Source organism: Achromobacter sp. K91 (genome assembly GCF_003576205.1).
Classification (GTDB): domain Bacteria; phylum Pseudomonadota; class Gammaproteobacteria; order Burkholderiales; family Burkholderiaceae_B; genus Achromobacter; species Achromobacter aegrifaciens.
Window position 1 is genome coordinate 107766 of sequence record NZ_QWFB01000002.1, and the last position, 18758, is coordinate 126523.

Sequence of the window (18758 nt, forward strand, 5' to 3'; positions counted from 1 at the left end):
GTCATGCTCCCCGTTCCACCGTGTCGCCGGCGTTGGCGCCCGGCGGCACGCCTTCGGGTTCGTCGCGCTCGTCATGGCGGACGCGGAACCACGCGGCATACAGGGCCGGCAGGAAGAACAGCGTCAGCACGGTGGCGATGGTGATGCCGCCCATCAGGGCGGTGGCCATGGGGCCGAAGAAGTTGCTGCGCAACAGCGGAATCAGCGCCAGCACGGCGGCCGCGGCCGTCAGCGTGATCGGGCGGAAACGCCGCACCGTGGCGCCGACGATGGCGTCCACGCGCTTGTGGCCGGCGCCGATGTCCTGTTCGATCTGATCCACCAGGATGACCGAATTGCGCATGATGATGCCGAACATGGCGATCACGCCCAGCATGGCCACGAAGCCGAAGGGCTTGCCGAACAGCAGCAACGCCGCGACCACGCCTATCAGCCCCAGCGGCGCGGTCAGCACCACCATCAGCACGCGGGCGAAGCTTTGCAGCTGCAGCATCAGCAGGGTCAGCACGGCCACCGCCATCAGCGGCATCTGGGCATTGATCGAGGACTGGCCTTTTGCGCTTTCCTCCACCGGGCCGCCCACCTCGATGCGGTAGCCGACGGGCAACCCGGCGCGCAGGGTGTTGAGCTTGGCATCGATGGCGCGGGTGACGTCTATGCCTTGCGCGCCCGCCGCGACGTCCGCCTGCACCGTGATGGTGGGCTGGCGGTCGCGTTCCCAGATGACGCCATACTCCAGGTCATAGCGCACGTGGCCCAGGCTGCCCAGCGGCACCGCGCCGTTGGGCGTGGGCATGGCCAGGGTGGCCAGGCGCGCGGGATCGATCCGCTCCTCTTGCGGCGCGCGCAGGCTCACGGTGATCAGCTTGTCGCGTTCGCGGTATTGCGTGACCGCGTAGCCCGACAGGGTCATGGCCAGGAAGTCCGAGATATCGCTGGAACTGACGCCCAGCTCGCGCGCCTTTTGCTGGTCGATCTCGAAGCGCACCGAACGTTCGGACGGTTCGTCCCAGTCGAACTGCACATTGGTCGAGCGCGGATCGGCGCGGACCTCGGCGGCCACTTGCTCGGCCACGGCGCGCACGTCGGCGATCCTGTCGCCGCTCACGCGGAACTGCACCTGGAAGCCCACGGGCGGGCCGTTCTCCAGGCGCGACAGGCGGCTGCGTATGGCCGGGAACTGCTCGCGCAGCACGGGCTGCAACCATTGCGCGAGCTTCTCGCGGTCCTCCACCGAATGCGTGGTGATGACCAGCTGGGCAAAGTTCGGGGTGGCGAGCTGCTGGTCCAGCGGCAGGTAGAAGCGCGGTGCGCCGGTGCCAACGAAGCTGACCGAGTGATTGATTTCCGGACGGCCCTCCAGCGCCTTTTCCAGCCGCTCGACCTGGCGCAGCGTGGCCGCGAACGAGGCGCCTTCCTGCAGGCGCACGTCCACCAGCAGTTCGCTGCGGTCGGAACTGGGGAAGAACTGTTGTGGCACGAAGCGGAAGCAGGCCATGGACACGACGAAGATCAGCGCCGTGGCGCCCAGCACCAGGTAGCGGCGGTCCACGCACCAGCCCACCCAGCCGCGCAGGCGCTGATAAAAGCGGGTGTTGTAGATGTCGTGTTCGTGGTCGTCGGGCAGATGGGCTTCGCGCTTGCGTTCCGGCAGCATGCGGTAGCCCAGCAAAGGGATCAGCACCACGGCGGCGAACCACGAGGTGATCAGCGCGATGGCGGACACCTGGAAGATGGAACGGGTGTATTCGCCCGTGCTGGACTTGGCCAGCGCGATCGGCAGGAAGCCCGCCACCGTGACCAGCGTGCCGGTCAGCATGGGAAAGGCAGTGCTGGTGTAGGCGAATGCAGCGGCGCGCGCGCGGCTCCAGCCCTGTTCAAGCTTTACCGCCATCATCTCGACCGCGATGATGGCGTCGTCCACCAGCAGGCCCAGCGCCAGCACCAGCGTGCCCAGCGATACCTTGTGCAGGCCGATGCCGAACATGTCCATGAACAGCGCCGTGACCGCCAGCACCACCGGGATCGAGATGACCACCACCATGCCGGTGCGCAGGCCCAGGGATACCAGGCTCACCGCCAGCACGATGGCCACGGCTTCGGCCACGGAGCGCAGGAAGTCGTCGACCGAATGCGATACCGCCTTGGGCATGCTGGAGACTTCCTTCAGCGTCAGCCCGGCGGGCAACTGGGCCTGGAGTTCCTCGAACTTGGCGCTCAAAGCCTTGCCCAGATGGACCACGTCGCGCCCCGGCTGCATGGTGATGCCTATGCCCAGTACGGCGTTGCCGCCCAGCCGCATCTGCTCGATGGCCGGATCCTGGTAGCCGCGGCGGATGGTGGCGATGTCGCCCAGCCGGATCGATTTGCCGTTGACCCGGATCAGCGTGTCGGCCAGGACGCGGCTGTTGGCGTACTGGCCGCTGGGCCGCACGAAGATGCGGTCGTCGGCGGTGGTCAGCGTGCCCGCGCTCGTCACGGCGTTCTGGCTGTTGATGGCCTGGGCGATCTGCTGCGGCGACACGCCCAGCCGCGTGAGCTGGGTGTTGGAGATCTCGACGTAGATGTGCTCAGGCTGATCGCCGAAGTAGTCCACCTTGGCCACGCCCGGCACGCGCAGCAGCACGGTGCGCAGCCGGTCGGCGTAGTCATGCAGCTGCGCGGGCGAAAAGCCGTCGCCCTGCAGCGTGTAGATGTTGGTATAGACGTCGCCGAATTCGTCGTTGAAGAAGGGGCCTTGCACGCCCGGTGGCAGCGTGGCTGCAATGTCGCCGACCTTCTTGCGCACCTGGTACCACTGTTCGGCCACGGTGCTGGCGGGCGCGGAGTCCTTCATGGTGTAGAAGATCAGCGATTCGCCCGGCCGCGAGTAGCTGCGCATGAAGTCCGTGTTGGGGGCTTCCTGCAGCTTCTTGGCGATGCGGTCGGTGACCTGCTCCTGCACCTGCTGCGCAGTGGCGCCGGGCCATAGCGTCTTGATGACCATGACGCGGAAGGTGAAAGGCGGATCTTCCGATTGCGCCAGCTTCGAGTACGACAGGACGCCGAAGAGCGTGATCAGCGTGATGATGAAGATGACCAGCGGCTGGTGCCGCAGCGCCCATGCCGACAGGTTGAACCGGCCTTCCTCGTGGCGAGGCGCCTGCACGGAAGCGTCATGCTGCGGGCCGCTCATGAGGCGAAATCCTCGGGATGCAGCGGCGGCACGGCGCGGACTTTCTCGCCGGCGGCCACCGCATGCACGCCTTGCCAGACCACGCGTTCGCCCGCCTGCAGGCCCTTGGACAGGGTGACGGTGCGGGCGTCGTAGCGCAGCACCTCGACGCGGCGCAGCTCCAGCGTGTCGGCGTCCGGCTTGACGATCCACACGGCGGGCGCGGGGCCGTCATGGAACAGCGCGGTGGCCGGCACGGTGTAGGTCGTCAGGTTTTCGCCGGAGCGGTTGTCGAAGCTGATATTGGCCGTCATGCCCAGGCGCACGTCCGGGGTCGGGGATTCCAGCGTGAGCTTGGCGCGATAGGTGCGGCTTTGCGGATCCGCGGCCGGCGCGATCTCGCGCAGCACCGCGGAGAACGTCTGGCCGGGCAGCGGGCCGAGCGTGACGCTGGCGCGTTGGCCGATGGCCAGGCCCGCCAGCACGCTTTCCGGCACGTCGCAGATGGCGTCGATGTCGCCGGACCAGGCCAGGCTGTAGACCGGTTCGCCGGCGGCCACGTTCTGTCCGGTGTCCGCCTGCTCCGCGGTGATGACGCCAGCATGGTCGGCCTGCAACGTGGTGTATTTGAGCTGGTCGGCCGCCAACGCTGCCTGCTGTTGAGCTTGGTCGCGTTGCGCCAATGCCGCGGCGTAGGCGTTGCGGGTCTGTTCCAGCTGGGTCGCGGCGATCAGGTTTTCGCGGGCTTGGGCGCGGTCGCGGTCCAGCTGCTGGCGCGCGTAGTCCAGCTGGTGCTGGGCCGCCGACAGCTGCGCGCGGGCGCTGGCCGCGTTCTTGGCGGCGTCGGCCGGATCCAGTTTGGCGACGATCTGTCCGGGGGTGACGGCATCGCCCAGCCGGACCTGGCGCTCGATGATCTTGCCGTTGACCCGGAACGACAGCGGGGTGCTGTAGCGCGCCTGCACTTCGCCAGGCAGCGTCCAGGCCGGCAGGCGTTCATCGGCCTGGGCGGGCATGGCGACCACAGGGCGCGGCGCGGGCGGCGGCGCTTCATTGCGGCCGCAGGCAGCGAGCAGCAGAGCAAGTGATGCGGCGGCAGGCAGCGACCACAGGCGCGGCCAATGGCGGGAGCGGTTGGAGGGTGAAAGCGGCGCCGCAGAGGCGGCCGCGGCGGCGCGCGCGGCAAAGCGCGCGGCAGGGCCAGGGCAAGTCACGGAACACCTCGCGGCGCGGAGATTCGGGAATAAGGGCCGGTTTCGACCCGATACGGCCTGGATTCTAATACAGGTATGAATTCGAATTCAATATTGAATCTGAAATGCTCCCCAGTGCTAAACTCCCGCCATGTCAAAAGTCCGCCTTACGCGAGAGCAAAGCCGTGACCAGACGCGCCAGCGTCTGCTCGACGCTGCGCAATCGATCTTTCTTGCCAAGGGATTCGTGGCTGCCAGCGTGGAGGACATCGCCGAGCAGGCGGGGTACACGCGCGGGGCCTTTTATTCCAACTTCACCAGCAAGTCCGAACTGTTCCTGCAACTGCTCAGGCGCGATCACGAGAGCGTGATGAGCGACATGCGCGCCATCTTCGAGGACGGCGAATCGCGTCCGCAGATGGAAGCCCGCGTGCTCGAGTACTACTCCACGCATTACCGCGAGAACGACTGTTTCCTGCTGTGGATGGAAGGCAAGTTGCAGGCGGCGCGCGATCCGGATTTCCGGGCTGGCTTCGTGGCTTGCATGCGGGAATTGCGCGAAGCCACCACGGAATACATCCGCCAGTTTTCCGCGCGGGTCGGCACGCCGCTACGCATGCCGCCGGAACAGATGGCACTGGGCCTGCTGGCCCTGTCGGACGGCATGCAGTTCAGCTATGCCTTCGACCCGCAGGCCGTCACGCCGGAAATGACCGAGGCCGTGCTGGCCGGTTTCTTCCGCAGCGTGGTCTTCGGCGAACCGAAGACCGACTAAGGCGGCCGGTTCCCGGCCTCAGGCCAGCAATTCCGAGATTTCGATGAGATTCAGGTCCGGGTCGCGCAGGTAGACCGAGCGGATCTTGCCGGTGGCGCCAGTGCGCGGCACGGGGCCTTCGATGATCCGGGCGCCTTCGCGGTTCAGATGCGCGATCACGTCTTCCAGCGGGCGATCGGCGATGAAGCACAGGTCCAGCGCGCCCGGTACGGGCAGGTGGGCCTTGGGTTCGAACTCATGGCCGCGCACGTGCAGGTTGATCTTCTGGTTGCCGAAGCGCAGCGCCTGGCGGCCTTCGCCAAAGGTTTCCAGGCGCATGCCCAGGATCCGGGTATAGAAGTCCACCGTGGCGTCGGGGTCGGTACAGGTCAGGACCAGATGGTCCAGGTGATCGATCATGGGATATCTCTCCTCTGGCCGGCCCGGCTTGCGGTTTCAGATTGTCAGACGGCCTTAGGCCGTGATAGTAATACTTGCGGCGCGCGGCCGGACTGAGGGGGGACGCGTGCTGGGAATTTCCAACCCTCGGGCGAAAGGAGCGGCAGCATGACTTCAGAAACCCGACCATCCACCATCAATCGCCCAGTGTTCTTTCCGGCGGCCGTGTTCACGCTGCTGCTGGTGGGGTTCGCGATCCTGGCGCCCAAGGTCGCGCAAAGCCTGTTCGAGTCCGTGCAGGGCTGGATATTGGGCAACGCCAGCTGGTTCTATATCCTGGTCGTGGCCATCATCCTGATCGCGGTGGTATTCCTGGCGGTCAGCCGGTATGGCGACATCAAGCTGGGACCCGACCACAGTGAACCCGATTACCGCAACTTCACCTGGTTCGCGATGCTGTTCTCCGCGGGCATGGGGATCGGCCTGATGTTCTTCGGCGTGGCCGAGCCCGTGATGCACTTCATCGCGCCGCCCGTGGGCGAGGGGGGCACCGCCCTTGCGGCCCGTGAAGCCATGAAGATCACCTTCTTCCACTGGGGCCTGCATGCCTGGGCCATCTACGCGGTGGTGGCGCTGATCCTGGCATTCTTCAGCTATCGGCACGGGCTGCCGCTGACCCTGCGTTCGGCGCTGTATCCGCTGATCGGCAACCGCATCCACGGGCCCATCGGGCATGCCGTCGACATCTTTGCCATCATCGGCACGGTGCTGGGCGTGGCGACTTCGCTGGGCCTGGGCGTGGCGCAGATCAACAGCGGCCTGAACCATCTGTTCGGCATTCCGGTGGGCGTGACCACGCAGATCATCCTGGTCATCGTCACCTGCGGCCTGGCGACCTTATCGGTGGCCAGCGGCCTGGACAAGGGGATCCGCATCCTGTCCGAGACCAATCTGGTGCTGGCGGCGGTGCTGCTGCTGTTCGTGCTGGTGGTCGGCCCGACGGTGTTCCTGTTTCAGACCTTTGTTCAGAACACCGGCGCCTACCTGTCTGACATCGTCAACAAGACCTTCAACCTGTATGCCTACGAACCCACCGACTGGATCGGCGGCTGGACGCTGTTCTACTGGGGCTGGTGGATTGCGTGGTCGCCCTTTGTGGGCCTGTTCATCGCGCGCATCTCGCGCGGCCGCACCATCCGCGAATTCGTCACCGGCGTGCTGCTGGTGCCGGCCGGCTTCACGCTGTTCTGGATGACGGTGTTCGGCGATACCGCCATCCACATGATCCTGGTCGACAAGGTGCAGGGCCTGGCGGAAGTGGTGCAGGCCGATTCTTCCTTGGCGCTGTTCGCCTTCCTGGAACAATTGCCCTGGAGCGGGGTGCTGTCCGTCGTCGCGATCGCGATGGTGGCGGTGTTCTTCGTGACCTCGGCCGACTCGGGCGCGCTGGTGGTCGACCTGCTGGCCTCCGGCGGTTCGGACCGCACGCCCGTGTGGCAACGCATCTTCTGGTCGGTGCTGATGGGGGCGGTGGCGATCGCGCTGCTGCTGGCCGATGGCCTCACGGCCCTGCAAACCGCGACCATCGCCAGCGCGCTGCCTTTCTCCATCATTCTGCTGCTGTCGCTGTGGGGCCTGTTCAAGGCGCTCAAGCTGGACGCGACCAAGCGCGGCATCCGCTACCAGTCGCTGACCTTGTCACGCCCCGCGCGCGGCGGACAGTCATGGGAGCGGCGCCTGCGCAACATGGTCATGATGCCGCGCCGCGCCCATGTGCAGCGCTTCATCAGCGACGTGGTGCGGCCCGCCATGGAAGACGTGGCGGACGAACTGCGCAAGCAGGGCTACCAGGTGGAAGTGCGCGAGCACGGCAACGACGAGGGCGTGATCATGGAAGTCTCCCATGGCGAGCACCTGGACTTTTCCTACGCGGTGCAGCCCGAGGCTTTCGTGCGTCCCAGCCTCACGCCCGAGGAAGCGGCCGACGAGGACGAGCGCAAGTACTTCCGCGCCGAGGTCCACCTGCGCGAAGGCGGGCAGGATTACGACATCATGGGCTGGAGCCGCGACGCCGTCATCGGCGACATCCTGGACCAGTACGAACGGCATCGCCACTATCTGCACATGGTGCGGACCTAGCTGCGTCGCGCTCCACGAAACCGCCAGCCTGCTGGCGGTTTTTTTTGCCCACACGGCCCGCAGGGGCTTGCGCGCCATAGTCCGCCGCTATGCAGGGGATTGGATTAACCCTTTTGACGAAATGCCCGATATCGTGGATTATCCAAGAACATTCTTTGATAAATAGCGAGTCAATCATGAAGGCGAAATCAGGAGCGTGGGCGGCCGGGGTCGTGGCGCTGGCGCTGGCGGGCGGCGGACTGTACTGGAAGTACGGCGGCGCGCAGCAAAAGGGCGGCTGGGCCATGGCGCCGGCCAAGGTCGCGGTGGCCGCCGCGCGGCAGGCGGACTTCCCTGTCACGCTGAGCGGCATCGGCTCGCTGGAGGCGGCGCGCCAGGTGCAGGTGGCGGCCGAAGTGGACGGCCGGGTCGACCGTATCCTGTTCGCCTCGGGCGCGCAGGTCCAGGCCGGCCAGTTGCTGGTGCAATTGAACGACGCGCCCGAGCAGGGCGAACTGGCCCGGCTGCAGGCCCAGGCGCGCAATGCGCGCGCCTTGCTGGACCGCACCCGCCGCCTGCTGCCGCAACAGGCCGCCACGCGCGAACAACTGGACCAGGCGCAGGCCGACTACGACCAGGCCGCGGGCGACATCAAGCGCGTGCAGGCCTTGATCGAGCAAAAGCGCATCAAAGCGCCGTTTGACGGCGTGCTGGGCGTGCGCCGCGTGAACCTGGGGCAATTCGCCCGCGCCGGCGATCCGCTGGTATCGCTGACCGACGCTTCCGCCATGTACGCCAACATCACCCTGCCCGAGCAGGCCATGGGCGCGTTGCGCGCGGGCCAGCCGGTGGCGGTGACCGTGGACGCCCATGCGGGACGCGTCTTCGAAGGCCAGATCACCACCGTGGAGCCGCAAGTGGACGCAGGGTCGCGCACCGTGCGCGTGCAGGCGACCCTGCCTAACGCCGATGGCGCGCTCGCGGCCGGCATGTATGCCCAGGGCCAGATCGGCCTGCCCGCGCGTCCCGGCGTGATCACCGTGCCGGAAACCGCGGTCAGTTACAGCGCCTATGGCGATTCCGTCTACGTGCTGAACCCGCCCAAGGCGGGCGAGGCGTCCGCCGGCCCGACGGTCCGCCAGGCCTATGTGAAGACGGCCGAGCGCGTGCGCGGCCGCGTGGTCGTGACCGAAGGCTTGCAGGCGGGCGACCAGGTCGTGACCTCAGGCCAGCTGCGCCTGCACAACGGCGCGGCGGTCGAGGTCGGCGTCGAGGACACCGTGGCGTTGGACGCCGCGCAGCAGACCGTGGCGCAAGTCCGGTAAGGGCGCGGAGCAGAACATGAAATTCACCGATCTCTTCGTGCGCCGGCCAGTGCTGGCGCTGGTGGTCAGCACGCTGATCCTGCTGCTGGGCATCAAGGCCCTGAGCGGCCTGCCGGTGCGGCAGTATCCGCTGACCGAAAGTACCACCATCACCATCACCACCCAGTATCCGGGCGCTTCGCCCGACCTCATGCAAGGCTTCGTCACCCAGCCCATCGCGCAGTCCGTGGCCACGGTGGAAGGCATCGACTACCTGTCGTCTTCCTCCACGCAAGGCCGTAGCGTGATCACGGTGCGGATGAAGCTGAACGCCGACTCCAACAAGGCCATGACGGAGGTGATGGCCAAGGTCAACGAGGTCAAGTACCGCCTGCCGCAGGACGTCTACGACCCCGTGCTGGTCAAGTCCGCCGGCGAGGCGACCGCCGTGGCCTATGTCGGCTTTTCCAGCAGCACCTTGTCGCTGGCGTCCCTGACGGATTATCTGTCGCGCGTGGTGCAGCCGCAGCTCTCGTCCATCGACGGCGTGGCCAGCGTGGAACTCTACGGCGGGCAAAAACTGGCCATGAGGGTGTGGCTGGACCCGAACCGGATGGCGGCGCGCGGCATTTCCGCGGGCGAACTGGCCGACGCGCTGCGCGACAACAACGTGCAGGCGGCGCCGGGGCAGGCCAAGGGCCTGTACGTGGTGTCCAACATCCAGGTCAACACGGACCTGGTCAACGTCGCGGAATTCCGCGACATGGTGGTCAAGCGCGAGGGCGACGCGATCGTGCGCCTGGGCGACGTGGCCACGGTGGAACTGGGCGCGGCATCCACCGATTCCAGCGGCCTGATGGACGGCGAGCCGGCGGTGTACTTCGGCCTTAACGCCACGCCGGTGGGCAATCCGCTGGTGATCGTCAAACGCCTGAACGAGTTGCTGCCCAACATCAAGCAGAACCTGCCGCCCGGCACCAGCGTACAGGTGCCGTTCGAGCTGGCCCGCTTCATCAGCGCTTCCATCGATGGCGTGGTGCATACGCTGATCGAGGCCATCGCCATCGTGGTGGCGGTGATCTTCCTGTGCCTGGGTTCCTTGCGCGCCGTGCTGATTCCGGTGCTGACCATTCCCCTGTCCATGCTGGGCGGGGCTGCCATCATGGCGCTGTTCGGCTTCAGCGTGAACCTGCTGACCTTGCTGGCCATGGTGCTGGCTATCGGCCTGGTGGTGGACGACGCCATCGTGGTCGTGGAAAACGTGCACCGCCACATCGAAGAGGGCAAGTCGCCGGTGCGCGCGGCCCTCATCGGCGCGCGCGAAGTGGCGGGGCCTGTGATCGCGATGACCATCACGCTGGCCGCGGTCTATGCGCCGATCGGCCTGATGGGCGGGCTTACTGGTTCGCTCTTCAAGGAGTTCGCCTTCACCCTGGCCGGGTCCGTGGTCGTGTCGGGCGTCATTGCGCTGACCTTGTCGCCCGTGATGAGCTCGTTCCTGCTCAACAGCCGGGTCTCCGAGGGCTGGATGGCGCGCCGCGCCGAGCATTTCTTCGGACGCCTGGGCGATGCCTATGGCCGCGTGCTGGACGTCTCGCTGCATCACCGATGGGTGACCGGGTTGATTGCCGTGGCGGTACTGGCGAGCCTGCCGTTCCTCTACAACGCCGCGCAGCGCGAGCTGGCGCCGGTCGAAGACCAGTCCACGGTGCTGACCGCGATCAAGTCGCCGCAGCACGCCAATATCGACTACGTGGAGAAATTCGGCCGCAAGTGGGACGACGTCATGAAGACCCTGCCGGAACAGCAGGGGCGCTGGCTGATCAACGGTTCCGACGGCGTCTCCAACAGCATAGGCGGCGTGGACTTCGTGCCTTGGGAAAAGCGCGAGCGTTCGGCCGACCAGATCCAGGCCGACATGCAGGCCATGGTGAACCAGGTCGAGGGCAGCAATATCTTCGCCTTCCAGCTGCCGTCCCTGCCGGGCTCCACCGGCGGGCTGCCGGTGCAGATGGTCATCATGAGCGCGTCCGACTATCCGGTGGTCTATGAGGCCATGGAGGGATTGAAGAAGGCGGCGCGTGAAAGCGGCTTGTTCATGGTGGTCGACAGCGACCTGGACTACAACAATCCGGTGGTGCAACTGAAGGTGGACCGCGCCAAGGCCAACAGCCTGGGCGTCACCATGAAGGCCATCGGCGACACGCTGGCCGTGCTGGTGGGCGAGAACTACGTGAACCGCTTCGGCATGGACGGCCGTTCCTACGACGTGATTCCGCAGAGCCTGCGCGAACAGCGTATTTCGCCGGAGTCGCTGGCGCGCTACTACGTCAAGAGCGCCAGCGGCGCGCAGGTGCCGCTGTCCAACCTTGTGACCGTGTCCATGGGAGTGGAGCCCAACAAGCTGACGCAGTTCAACCAGCTCAACGCGGCCACCTTCCAGGCCATCCCGATGCCGGGCGTGACCATGGGCGATGCGGTGCAGTTCCTGACCCGGCAAGCCCAGTTCCTGCCTGCGGGCTTCAGCTACGACTGGCAGTCGGACGCGCGCCAGTACAGCCAGGAAGGCTCGGCGCTGATGATCACCTTCATCTTCGCCATCATCGTGATCTACCTGGTGCTGGCGGCGCAATACGAGAGCTTGCGCGACCCCTTCATCATCCTGGTGAGCGTGCCCATGTCGATCTGCGGCGCGCTGATACCGCTGGCGCTGGGCATGGCTACCGTCAACATCTATACCCAGATCGGGCTGGTGACGCTGATCGGCCTGATCAGCAAGCACGGCATCCTGATGGTGGAGTTCGCCAATGAAATGCAGGTCAGCCACGGGCTGGACCGGCGCACCGCGATGGAGCAGGCCGCCCGCATCCGGCTGCGTCCCATCCTGATGACGACCGCCGCCATGGTCATGGGCCTGATCCCGTTGCTGTTCGCCAGCGGCGCGGGCGCACACAGCCGCTACAGCCTGGGCCTGGTCATCGTGGTGGGCCTGCTGGTGGGCACGCTGTTTACGTTGTTCGTGCTGCCCACCGTCTACACCGTATTCGCCCGCGACCACCGCGCAGCGCACGACACGCCGCGCGCCCGGGAACTGGCGCTGGCCCAGGCCGAGGACGCCGCGGCGCCCGGCGCCTCCGCCTAGCCGAAGGAAACCATCATGAAGCACTCACAACTTTCCATACGCATGCGCCGCGGCGCGGCCGTGCTGCTGGCCGCGCTGGCCACGGCCGGCTGCGCCGTCGGACCCGACTACCAGAAGCCCCAGGCTGCTCCGGTGGCGTTGGCCAGCCCTGAACAGGCCCTGTTCTCAACCGATCAATTGCAGCGCGACTGGTGGAAGCAATTGCAGGACCCCCAGCTGGACCGGCTGATCGATCTGGCGCTGTCGCGCAATCTGGATATCCGCATGGCGCAGGCGCGCCTGGCCGAGTCGCGCGCGGTGCTGGACGAGAAGGAACTGGACCAGTTGCCGGCGGTCACGCTGGGCGGCGGCTATGAACGCAGCCTGTCGCAGGCCAATGCCGGCGTCGCGGGCCAGCGCAATCTGGCCGAGAGCTACCGGGCGGGCTTTGACGCCACCTGGGAGCTGGACCTGTTCGGCCGGCTGCGCCGGGCGGCCGAGGGCGCGGCCGCGCGCAGCGAGGCGCAGGCAGCGGACCTGGCCCAGACCCGCATCGTCGTGGCCGCCGAAGTGGCGCGCAATTACTTCGAGCTGCGCGGCGCGGAACAGCGCCTGGCCGTGGCGCGCGCCAACCTGGAAAGCCAGCGCGACAGCCTGCGCGTGATCCAGGCCATGGTGTCGGCCGGCCGCGGCGACGAAGGCGACCTGGCCAGCGCCCGCGCCGAACTGGAGACCGTGCAGGCCAGCGTGCCGTTGCAGATCGCGGCCCGACGGCTGGCGCAGTACCGGATCGCGGTGTTGGCGGGCCTGCGGCCGGTGGAGCTGGGCGAGCTCGATGCGGGCAAGGCGCTGGCGCCCCTGGATACCCGCCTGCCGATCGGCGACGTGAGCGCCTTGCTGTCGCGCCGCCCGGACGTGCTGGCGGCCGAACGCGGCATGGCTGCGGCCAACGCCGACGTGGGCGTGGCGACTGCGGAGCTCTATCCGCGCATCGACCTGGGCGGGTTCCTGGGTTTCGTCGCCCTGCGCGGCGCGGATTTCGGCTCATCGGCCAGCCGCGCGTTCAGCGTGGCGGCCACGGCCAACTGGCCTGCCTTCCATCTGCCCACGGCGCTGGCGCGCAAGCGTGGCGCGGTGGCGCGCGCGGACGGCGCCGTCGCCAGCTACGAGCTGACCGTGCTGCGCGCGGTCGAGGAACTGGAATCGGCGCTGACGGAGTACGGCCAGACCCAGCAGCGCCTGGGCAGTCTGGCGCAGGCGGCCGCGCATAGCGGCAGGGCGGCGGAACTGGCGCAGCTGCGCTACCGTGAGGGCAGTACGCCGTATTTGACGGTGCTGGACGCGCAGCGTACGCTTTTGCGCGCCCAGGACGCCGTGGCCGTGGCCGAAACCGAGTCCTATACCCGCCTGATCGCGCTGTACAAAGCTTTGGGGGGCGGATGGGAGGCGCCCTCGATGGATCCGCCGGCCGCTTCCGGCTGACCGGCAGGCCAGGTTCATGGCACCATAGGCAAACAACCGGAGTATGCACATCCATGTCTGACAGTCCGTCCCATCCCGTGGTCTGGGAGCATCAGCCCGCCGATCGCGTGCTCATGACCCTGAAGACGCGGGGCCCGCAATCCGTCGCCGTCATTGCCAAGGCCCTGGACGTGACGGCCGAGGCCGTGCGTCAGCAGATGACGCGCCTGCATGCGGAAGGACTGGTGGATTCCGAAAGCCACAGCGCGGGCCGGGGCCGGCCCACGCAGATCTGGTTCCTGACCGATGCCGGAAACGGGCGCTTCCCGGACACGCATGCCGAAATGACGGTGCAGATGCTGGGCGCGGTGCGCCAGGTGTTTGGCGAAGAGGGCATCGAAAAGCTGATCCAGGCGCGCGAAGCCGCCATGCTCAACAGCTACCGCCAGGCCATGCAGGGCGCCCGCAGCCTGAAGGAAAGGCTGGAGCGGCTGGTGGAAGTCCGCTCTGCCGAAGGCTACATGGCCGAGCTGCGCAAGGATGGCGCGGACTTCCTGTTCATCGAGAACCACTGCCCGATCTGCTCCGCGGCCAAAGCCTGTATGGGCTTTTGCCGCAGCGAGCTGGAGCTCTTCCACAAGGTGCTAGGAGCAGAAGTCCGGGTGCGCCGCGAAGAACACATCCTCGCGGGCGCGCGCCGCTGCGCCTACCGTATCGACAAGGCTGGCTGACCAGTCATGAGCGGGGCTGCTCCCAGCCGCCCAGCGCCTTGTACAACTCCACCGCATTGACCAGCCGGCGCTGCTGCAGCCGGATGAACTCCTGTTCGGATTCGAACAGGCTGCGCTGCGCTTCCAGCATTTCCAGGTAGCTCGCCACGCCGCGTTCGTAGCGCCTTTCGGTCAGGCGCTGGCGGTCGCGGTCGGCGTCGCGGACCTTGCGCTGGGCGTCGATCTGGGCGCGCAGCGTGTCGCGCGCGGACAGCGCGTCGGCCACTTCGCGGAAGGCCTGCTGGATGCTGCCCTCGTACTGGGCCACCGCGATGTCCTTGCGCGCTTCCGCCAGCGACAGGTTGGCGCTGTTGCGTCCGGCGTTGAAGATGGGCAGCGTCAGCTTGGGCGCGAAGGTCCAGGTGCCCGTGCCCGAACCGAACAGGTCCGAGAAGCTGCCCGCCGTGGTGCCGATGTCGGTCGTCATCTGCACCGACGGGAAGAACGCCGCGCGCGCCGCGCCGATGTCGGCGTTGGCGGCCCGCAGCGTGTCCTCGGCCTGGCGCAAGTCCGGGCGACGGACCAGCAGGGTCGAAGGCAGGCCCGCGGCCAGCGGTGTCAGGCTCTGGCTTTCCAGCGTGACGGCATCGGTGTCGGGCGGCAGCGAAAAGTCGCCCGCCAGCAGGCCCAGGGTGTGCACCGACTGCCGGTATTCCCGGCTCAGTTCGGCATGCGTGGCGCGCGAGGATTCCACCAGCATCTGCGCGGTACGCAGCCCCACGGCCGTTTCCAGCCCGGCGTCGTAACGGCGCTGGTTCAATTTGAGCGAGGCCTCGCGTAGCGCCAGCGTGCTTTCGGTCAGGCGCAGCTGTTCGGCCAGCGAGCGCTGGTTGAAGTAGGCCGTGGCCGTTTCCGACACCAGCGACAGCGTGGCAGCACGGTGCGCTTCCTCGCTGGCCAGGTAGCGCGACAGCGCCGCGTCGCTCAGGCTCTTCACGCGGCCGAAGAAATCCAGTTCGAACGCGGCGATGCCGACCGCGGCGCGGTAGCGGTCGGCCACCGGCATGCGCGGCTGGCCGGGCTCCGCGCCGCGTCCGCGGCTGAACTCGCCCGTGCCGTCGATGGACGGCAGGCGGTCGGCCTGCTGTACGCCGTACAGCGCCCGCGCTTCCTGGATGCGCAGCGCCGCCACCCGCAGGTTGCGGTTGTTCTCGAGCGCGGCGGCGATCCAGGCCTGCAGCGCCGGGTCGTTGAAGTAATCGCGCCAGTCCTGCGGCATCGCCGCCAGTCCGTCCGCGGCGACCGTGTCATAGGCCTGGGGGACCGGCGCTGCCGGTCGCTCATAGGTGGGGGCCAGCGAGCAGCCGGCCAGGGCCAGCGCAAGCAGGGTCATTGCCATAGCCTTCATGGCGTGGTCTCCAGCGTTTCGCGGCCTTGCGGACGCGAGGGGCGCACGCGCATGCCCAGCGCGCGGCCCACGATCAAAAAGAAGAGCGGCACCAGGAAGATGGCCAGCACCGTCGCCGTGACGATGCCGCCCAGCACGCCCGTGCCGATCGCGGCCTGGGCGCCCGAGGCCGCGCCGGTGGCCAGCGCCAGGGGCAGCACGCCCACGCCGAAGGCCAGCGAGGTCATCACGATGGGCCGCAGCCGCAGCCTGGCGGCCTCCAGCGTGGCGGACACGATGCCCTGACCGTCGCGCACCAGGTCCTTGGCCACTTCCACGATCAGGATCGCGTTCTTGGCCGACAGCCCGATGGTGGCGATGAGGCCGACCTTGAAGTAGATGTCGTTGGGCATGCCGCGCAGCGTCACGCCCAGCACCGCGCCGATCACGCCCAGCGGCACCACCAGGATCACCGCCAGCGGTATCGACCAGCTTTCATACAGCGCGGCCAGGGCCAGGAACACGACCAGCACCGACAGCGCGAACAGCACGGGCGCCTGGTTGCCGGACAGCCGTTCCTCGTAGGACTGCCCCGACCAGTCGAAGCCGATGCCGCGCGGCAGTTCGGCCGCCAGCGCCTCCATGGCGCGCATGGCCTCGCCGCTGCTGTGCCCGGGCGCGGCCGAGCCGTTGATGGTGAACGACGGGAAGCCGTTGTAGCGGTTGAGCTGCGGCGGTCCCATCGACCATTTCAGGGTGGCGAAGGCCGACAGCGGCACCATCTGGCCCTGCAGGTTGCGTACATGCAGGCGCGACACGTCTTCCATGTCGACACGGCTCTTGCCGTCGGCCTGCACGGTCACGCGCCGCACCTGGCCATTGAGCATGAAGTCGCCGATATAGTCCGAACCGTACATTACCGCCAGGGCGGTGTTGATCTCGTCCAGTGGCACGCCCATGGCCTGCGCCTTGTCGCGGTCGACGCGCAGCTCCAGCTGCGGCGCTTCTTCCTGGCCGGCGAAGACAACCTCCGTCAGCGCGGGATGCCTGGCCGCCGCTGCCAGCAATTGCTGGCGCGCCTGCTCCAGGGCCTCGTAGCCCAGGCCGCCCCGGTCCTGCAGGCGGAAGTCGAAGCCCGAGGTGGAGCCCAGGTCCGGCAGCGGCGGGGAGTTCAGCGCGTGCACCATGACGTTCTTGCGGTCGGCGAAGGCGGCGTTGATGCGTTCCACCACCGCGTTCACGTGCAGGTCGGCGCCGCCGCGCTGCTTCCAGTCCTTTAGCGTGACGAAGAACATGGCCGAGTTCGGTCCGCTGCCGTAGTTGCTGAAGCCGTTGACCGAATACACATATTCGACGGGCTCATGTTCCATCATGTAGCGCTCGACCTCTTTCACCATCGCCATGGTTTCGGCTTGCGGCGAGCCCTGGGGCAGGATGACCATGGCCATGAAGCTGCCCTGGTCTTCGTCCGGCAGGAAGGAAGAGGGCAGCCGGGCGAACAGCAGCGCCACCGCGGCGATCACCGCCAGATAGGCCAGGCCGAAGCGCACCGGACGGGCCAGCACGCCCGACACCCGGGCGGTGTAGCGCGCCGTCAGGCGCGCGAAGGCCCGGTTGAACCAGCCGAAGAAGCCGCGCTTCTCGTGGTGGCCGGCGGCGATCGGCTTGAGCATGCTGGCGCACAGCGCCGGCGTCAGCGACAGCGCCAGGAAGGCCGAGAAGGCAATCGACACGGCCAGCGTCACGGCGAACTGGCGGTAGATGTTGCCCACGGCGCCGTCAAAGAAGGCCATCGGCACGAACACCGACACCAGCACCACCGTGATGCCCACGATGGCGCCGCTGATCTGGCCCATGGCCTTGACCGTGGCCTCGCGCGGCGACAAGCCTTCCTCGGCCATGATGCGCTCGACGTTTTCCACCACCACGATGGCGTCGTCGACCAGGATGCCGATGGCCAGCACCATGCCGAACATCGTCAGCACGTTGATGGAATAGCCCAGCCCCAGCATCACGCCCAGCGTGCCCAGCAGCGCCACCGGCACGACCAGCGTCGGAATCAGCGTGGCGCGGAAGTTCTGCATGAACAGGTACATCACGCAGAACACCAGGGCTACGGCTTCCAGCAGGGTCATCAGCACCTTCTTGATCGAGATTTCGACGAAGGTGGATGTCTCGTACGGAATGTCCCAGGTCACGCCCGGCGGGAAATACTGGGCCAGCTCCTGCATGGTCGCGCGGATGCGCTTGGTGGTTTCGACCGCGTTCGAACCCGGCGCCAGCTTGATGCCCAGGCCCGTGCCGGTCATGCCGTTCACGCGCGACAGGTACATGTAGTCGGTGCCGCCCAATTCGACCCGCGCCACATCCTTCAGGCGCAAAGTGGCGCCGTCCGGCTGCGCGCGCAGCGGAATGTTGCCGAATTGCTCGGGCGTGCGCAGGGACTCGCCCGCGACGATGCTGGCGTTCAGCGGGGCGTCCTTGGGCACGGCCTGGTTGCCCAGCTCGCCGATGGTGACGCGCGCATTGTGGCTGCGCAGGGCCGAGACGATGTCGCCCGGGGTCAGGGACATGGCCGTCAGCTTGGCCGGATCCGGCCAGATGCGCATGGCGGCTTCCGCGCCGAAGGATTGCACCTTGCCCACGCCTTCCACGCGGCGCAGCGCCTGCAGCACGTTGGAAGCGGCCAGCTCGCCCAGCTGGATGTCATCCAGGCCGCCGTCCGATTTCAGCGACACCACCAGCTGGATGTTGTCGGCCGCCTTCTCCACGCGCACGCCGTCGCGGCGCACCGATTCCGGCAGGCGCGGCTCCACCGCCTTCAGGCGGTTCTGCACTTCCACGGCCGCCAGGTCCGGGTTGGTGCCTTGCTTGAAAGTCAGGTTGATGCTGGCCCAGCCCGTCGAGTCGCTGCTGGACGAGGTGTACATCAGTCCCGGCGCGCCGTTCATCTCGCGTTCGATGATGGCGGTGACGGCCTCTTCGACCACCTTGGCCGAGGCGCCGGGGTAGCTGGCGCCGACGTTGACCACGGGCGGAGCGATGTCCGGATATTGGGCCACCGGCAGCGCACGGATCGACAGGATGCCGACCAGCACGATCAGCAGCGAGATCACCCAGGCGAAGACGGGGCGATCGATAAAAAAACGCGCCATTG

11 protein-coding genes are annotated in these 18758 nt (G+C 67.3%); 6 read left to right on the plus strand and 5 right to left on the minus strand.

What is annotated here, in order from left to right; all coding sequences use genetic code 11:
• Position 1: 1 nt before the first annotated feature.
• Positions 2 to 3175 carry an efflux RND transporter permease subunit gene (locus DXK93_RS00665; RefSeq protein ID WP_119449045.1) on the minus strand — a complete coding sequence of 1058 codons (3174 nt, stop codon included), beginning with the start codon at positions 3173 to 3175 and terminating at the stop codon, positions 2 to 4.
• Complete coding sequence (locus DXK93_RS00670; RefSeq protein ID WP_054450437.1) at positions 3172 to 4368, minus strand: efflux RND transporter periplasmic adaptor subunit; 1197 nt, start codon at positions 4366 to 4368, stop codon at positions 3172 to 3174. Before DXK93_RS00670 ends, DXK93_RS00665 begins: the two co-directional genes overlap by 4 nt.
• Positions 4369 to 4498: 130 nt before the next feature.
• On the opposite strand from DXK93_RS00670, the gene DXK93_RS00675 reads away from it, so the two are divergent.
• On the plus strand, positions 4499 to 5122 hold the full coding sequence (locus DXK93_RS00675; RefSeq protein ID WP_119449046.1) for a TetR/AcrR family transcriptional regulator: 624 nt from the start codon (positions 4499 to 4501) through the stop codon (positions 5120 to 5122).
• An 18-nt stretch (positions 5123 to 5140) separates the two neighbouring features.
• Here DXK93_RS00675 and DXK93_RS00680 read toward each other — a convergent pair whose 3' ends face one another.
• Complete coding sequence (locus DXK93_RS00680; protein ID WP_054450441.1) at positions 5141 to 5521, minus strand: VOC family protein; 381 nt, start codon at positions 5519 to 5521, stop codon at positions 5141 to 5143.
• Positions 5522 to 5668: 147 nt separating this feature from the next.
• Between DXK93_RS00680 and DXK93_RS00685 the strand changes: the two genes are divergently transcribed.
• The 5 genes from DXK93_RS00685 to DXK93_RS00705 all read left to right on the plus strand — a co-directional run bounded on the left by DXK93_RS00685 (position 5669) and on the right by DXK93_RS00705 (position 14235).
• Positions 5669 to 7639 carry a choline BCCT transporter BetT gene (locus tag DXK93_RS00685; protein ID WP_054450443.1) on the plus strand — a complete coding sequence of 657 codons (1971 nt, stop codon included), beginning with the start codon at positions 5669 to 5671 and terminating at the stop codon, positions 7637 to 7639.
• 176 nt (positions 7640 to 7815) lie between these two features.
• A complete protein-coding gene (locus DXK93_RS00690) occupies positions 7816 to 8943 on the plus strand; it encodes an efflux RND transporter periplasmic adaptor subunit (protein WP_119449047.1) in 1128 nt (375 codons plus the stop codon).
• Positions 8944 to 8959: 16 nt separating this feature from the next.
• Entirely contained in the window at positions 8960 to 12064 is a 3105-nt protein-coding gene (locus DXK93_RS00695) for a MexW/MexI family multidrug efflux RND transporter permease subunit (RefSeq protein ID WP_054450446.1), read from the plus strand.
• A gap of 15 nt (positions 12065 to 12079) precedes the next feature.
• Positions 12080 to 13525, plus strand: a complete 1446-nt coding sequence (locus DXK93_RS00700; RefSeq protein ID WP_119449048.1) for an efflux transporter outer membrane subunit — start codon at positions 12080 to 12082, stop codon at positions 13523 to 13525.
• Positions 13526 to 13578: 53 nt separating this feature from the next.
• Entirely contained in the window at positions 13579 to 14235 is a 657-nt protein-coding gene (locus DXK93_RS00705; RefSeq protein WP_119449049.1) for a metalloregulator ArsR/SmtB family transcription factor, read from the plus strand.
• Between the two features lie 4 nt (positions 14236 to 14239).
• Here DXK93_RS00705 and oprZ read toward each other — a convergent pair whose 3' ends face one another.
• Together oprZ and DXK93_RS00715 are read right to left on the minus strand one after the other, a co-directional pair.
• Positions 14240 to 15622, minus strand: a complete 1383-nt coding sequence (gene oprZ, locus DXK93_RS00710; protein ID WP_119449050.1) for a multidrug efflux RND transporter outer membrane subunit OprZ — start codon at positions 15620 to 15622, stop codon at positions 14240 to 14242.
• Entirely contained in the window at positions 15619 to 18756 is a 3138-nt protein-coding gene (locus DXK93_RS00715; RefSeq protein WP_119449051.1) for a multidrug efflux RND transporter permease subunit, read from the minus strand. The genes oprZ and DXK93_RS00715 overlap by 4 nt, the downstream gene beginning before the upstream one ends.
• Positions 18757 to 18758: the final 2 nt, after the last annotated feature.

Bases quoted from the DNA above. Each gene is read 5' to 3' on its own strand.
- DXK93_RS00665 (WP_119449045.1), bottom strand. From the start codon at position 3,175: ATGAGCGGCCCGCAGCATGACGCTTCCGTGCAGGCGCCTCGCCACGAG.
- DXK93_RS00675 (WP_119449046.1), top strand. From the start codon at position 4,499: ATGTCAAAAGTCCGCCTTACGCGAGAGCAAAGCCGTGACCAGACGCGC.
- DXK93_RS00680 (WP_054450441.1), bottom strand. From the start codon at position 5,521: ATGATCGATCACCTGGACCATCTGGTCCTGACCTGTACCGACCCCGAC.
- DXK93_RS00685 (WP_054450443.1), top strand. From the start codon at position 5,669: ATGACTTCAGAAACCCGACCATCCACCATCAATCGCCCAGTGTTCTTT.
- DXK93_RS00690 (WP_119449047.1), top strand. From the start codon at position 7,816: ATGAAGGCGAAATCAGGAGCGTGGGCGGCCGGGGTCGTGGCGCTGGCG.
- DXK93_RS00695 (WP_054450446.1), top strand. From the start codon at position 8,960: ATGAAATTCACCGATCTCTTCGTGCGCCGGCCAGTGCTGGCGCTGGTG.
- DXK93_RS00700 (WP_119449048.1), top strand. From the start codon at position 12,080: ATGAAGCACTCACAACTTTCCATACGCATGCGCCGCGGCGCGGCCGTG.
- DXK93_RS00705 (WP_119449049.1), top strand. From the start codon at position 13,579: ATGTCTGACAGTCCGTCCCATCCCGTGGTCTGGGAGCATCAGCCCGCC.
- oprZ (WP_119449050.1), bottom strand. From the start codon at position 15,622: ATGAAGGCTATGGCAATGACCCTGCTTGCGCTGGCCCTGGCCGGCTGC.
- DXK93_RS00715 (WP_119449051.1), bottom strand. From the start codon at position 18,756: ATGGCGCGTTTTTTTATCGATCGCCCCGTCTTCGCCTGGGTGATCTCG.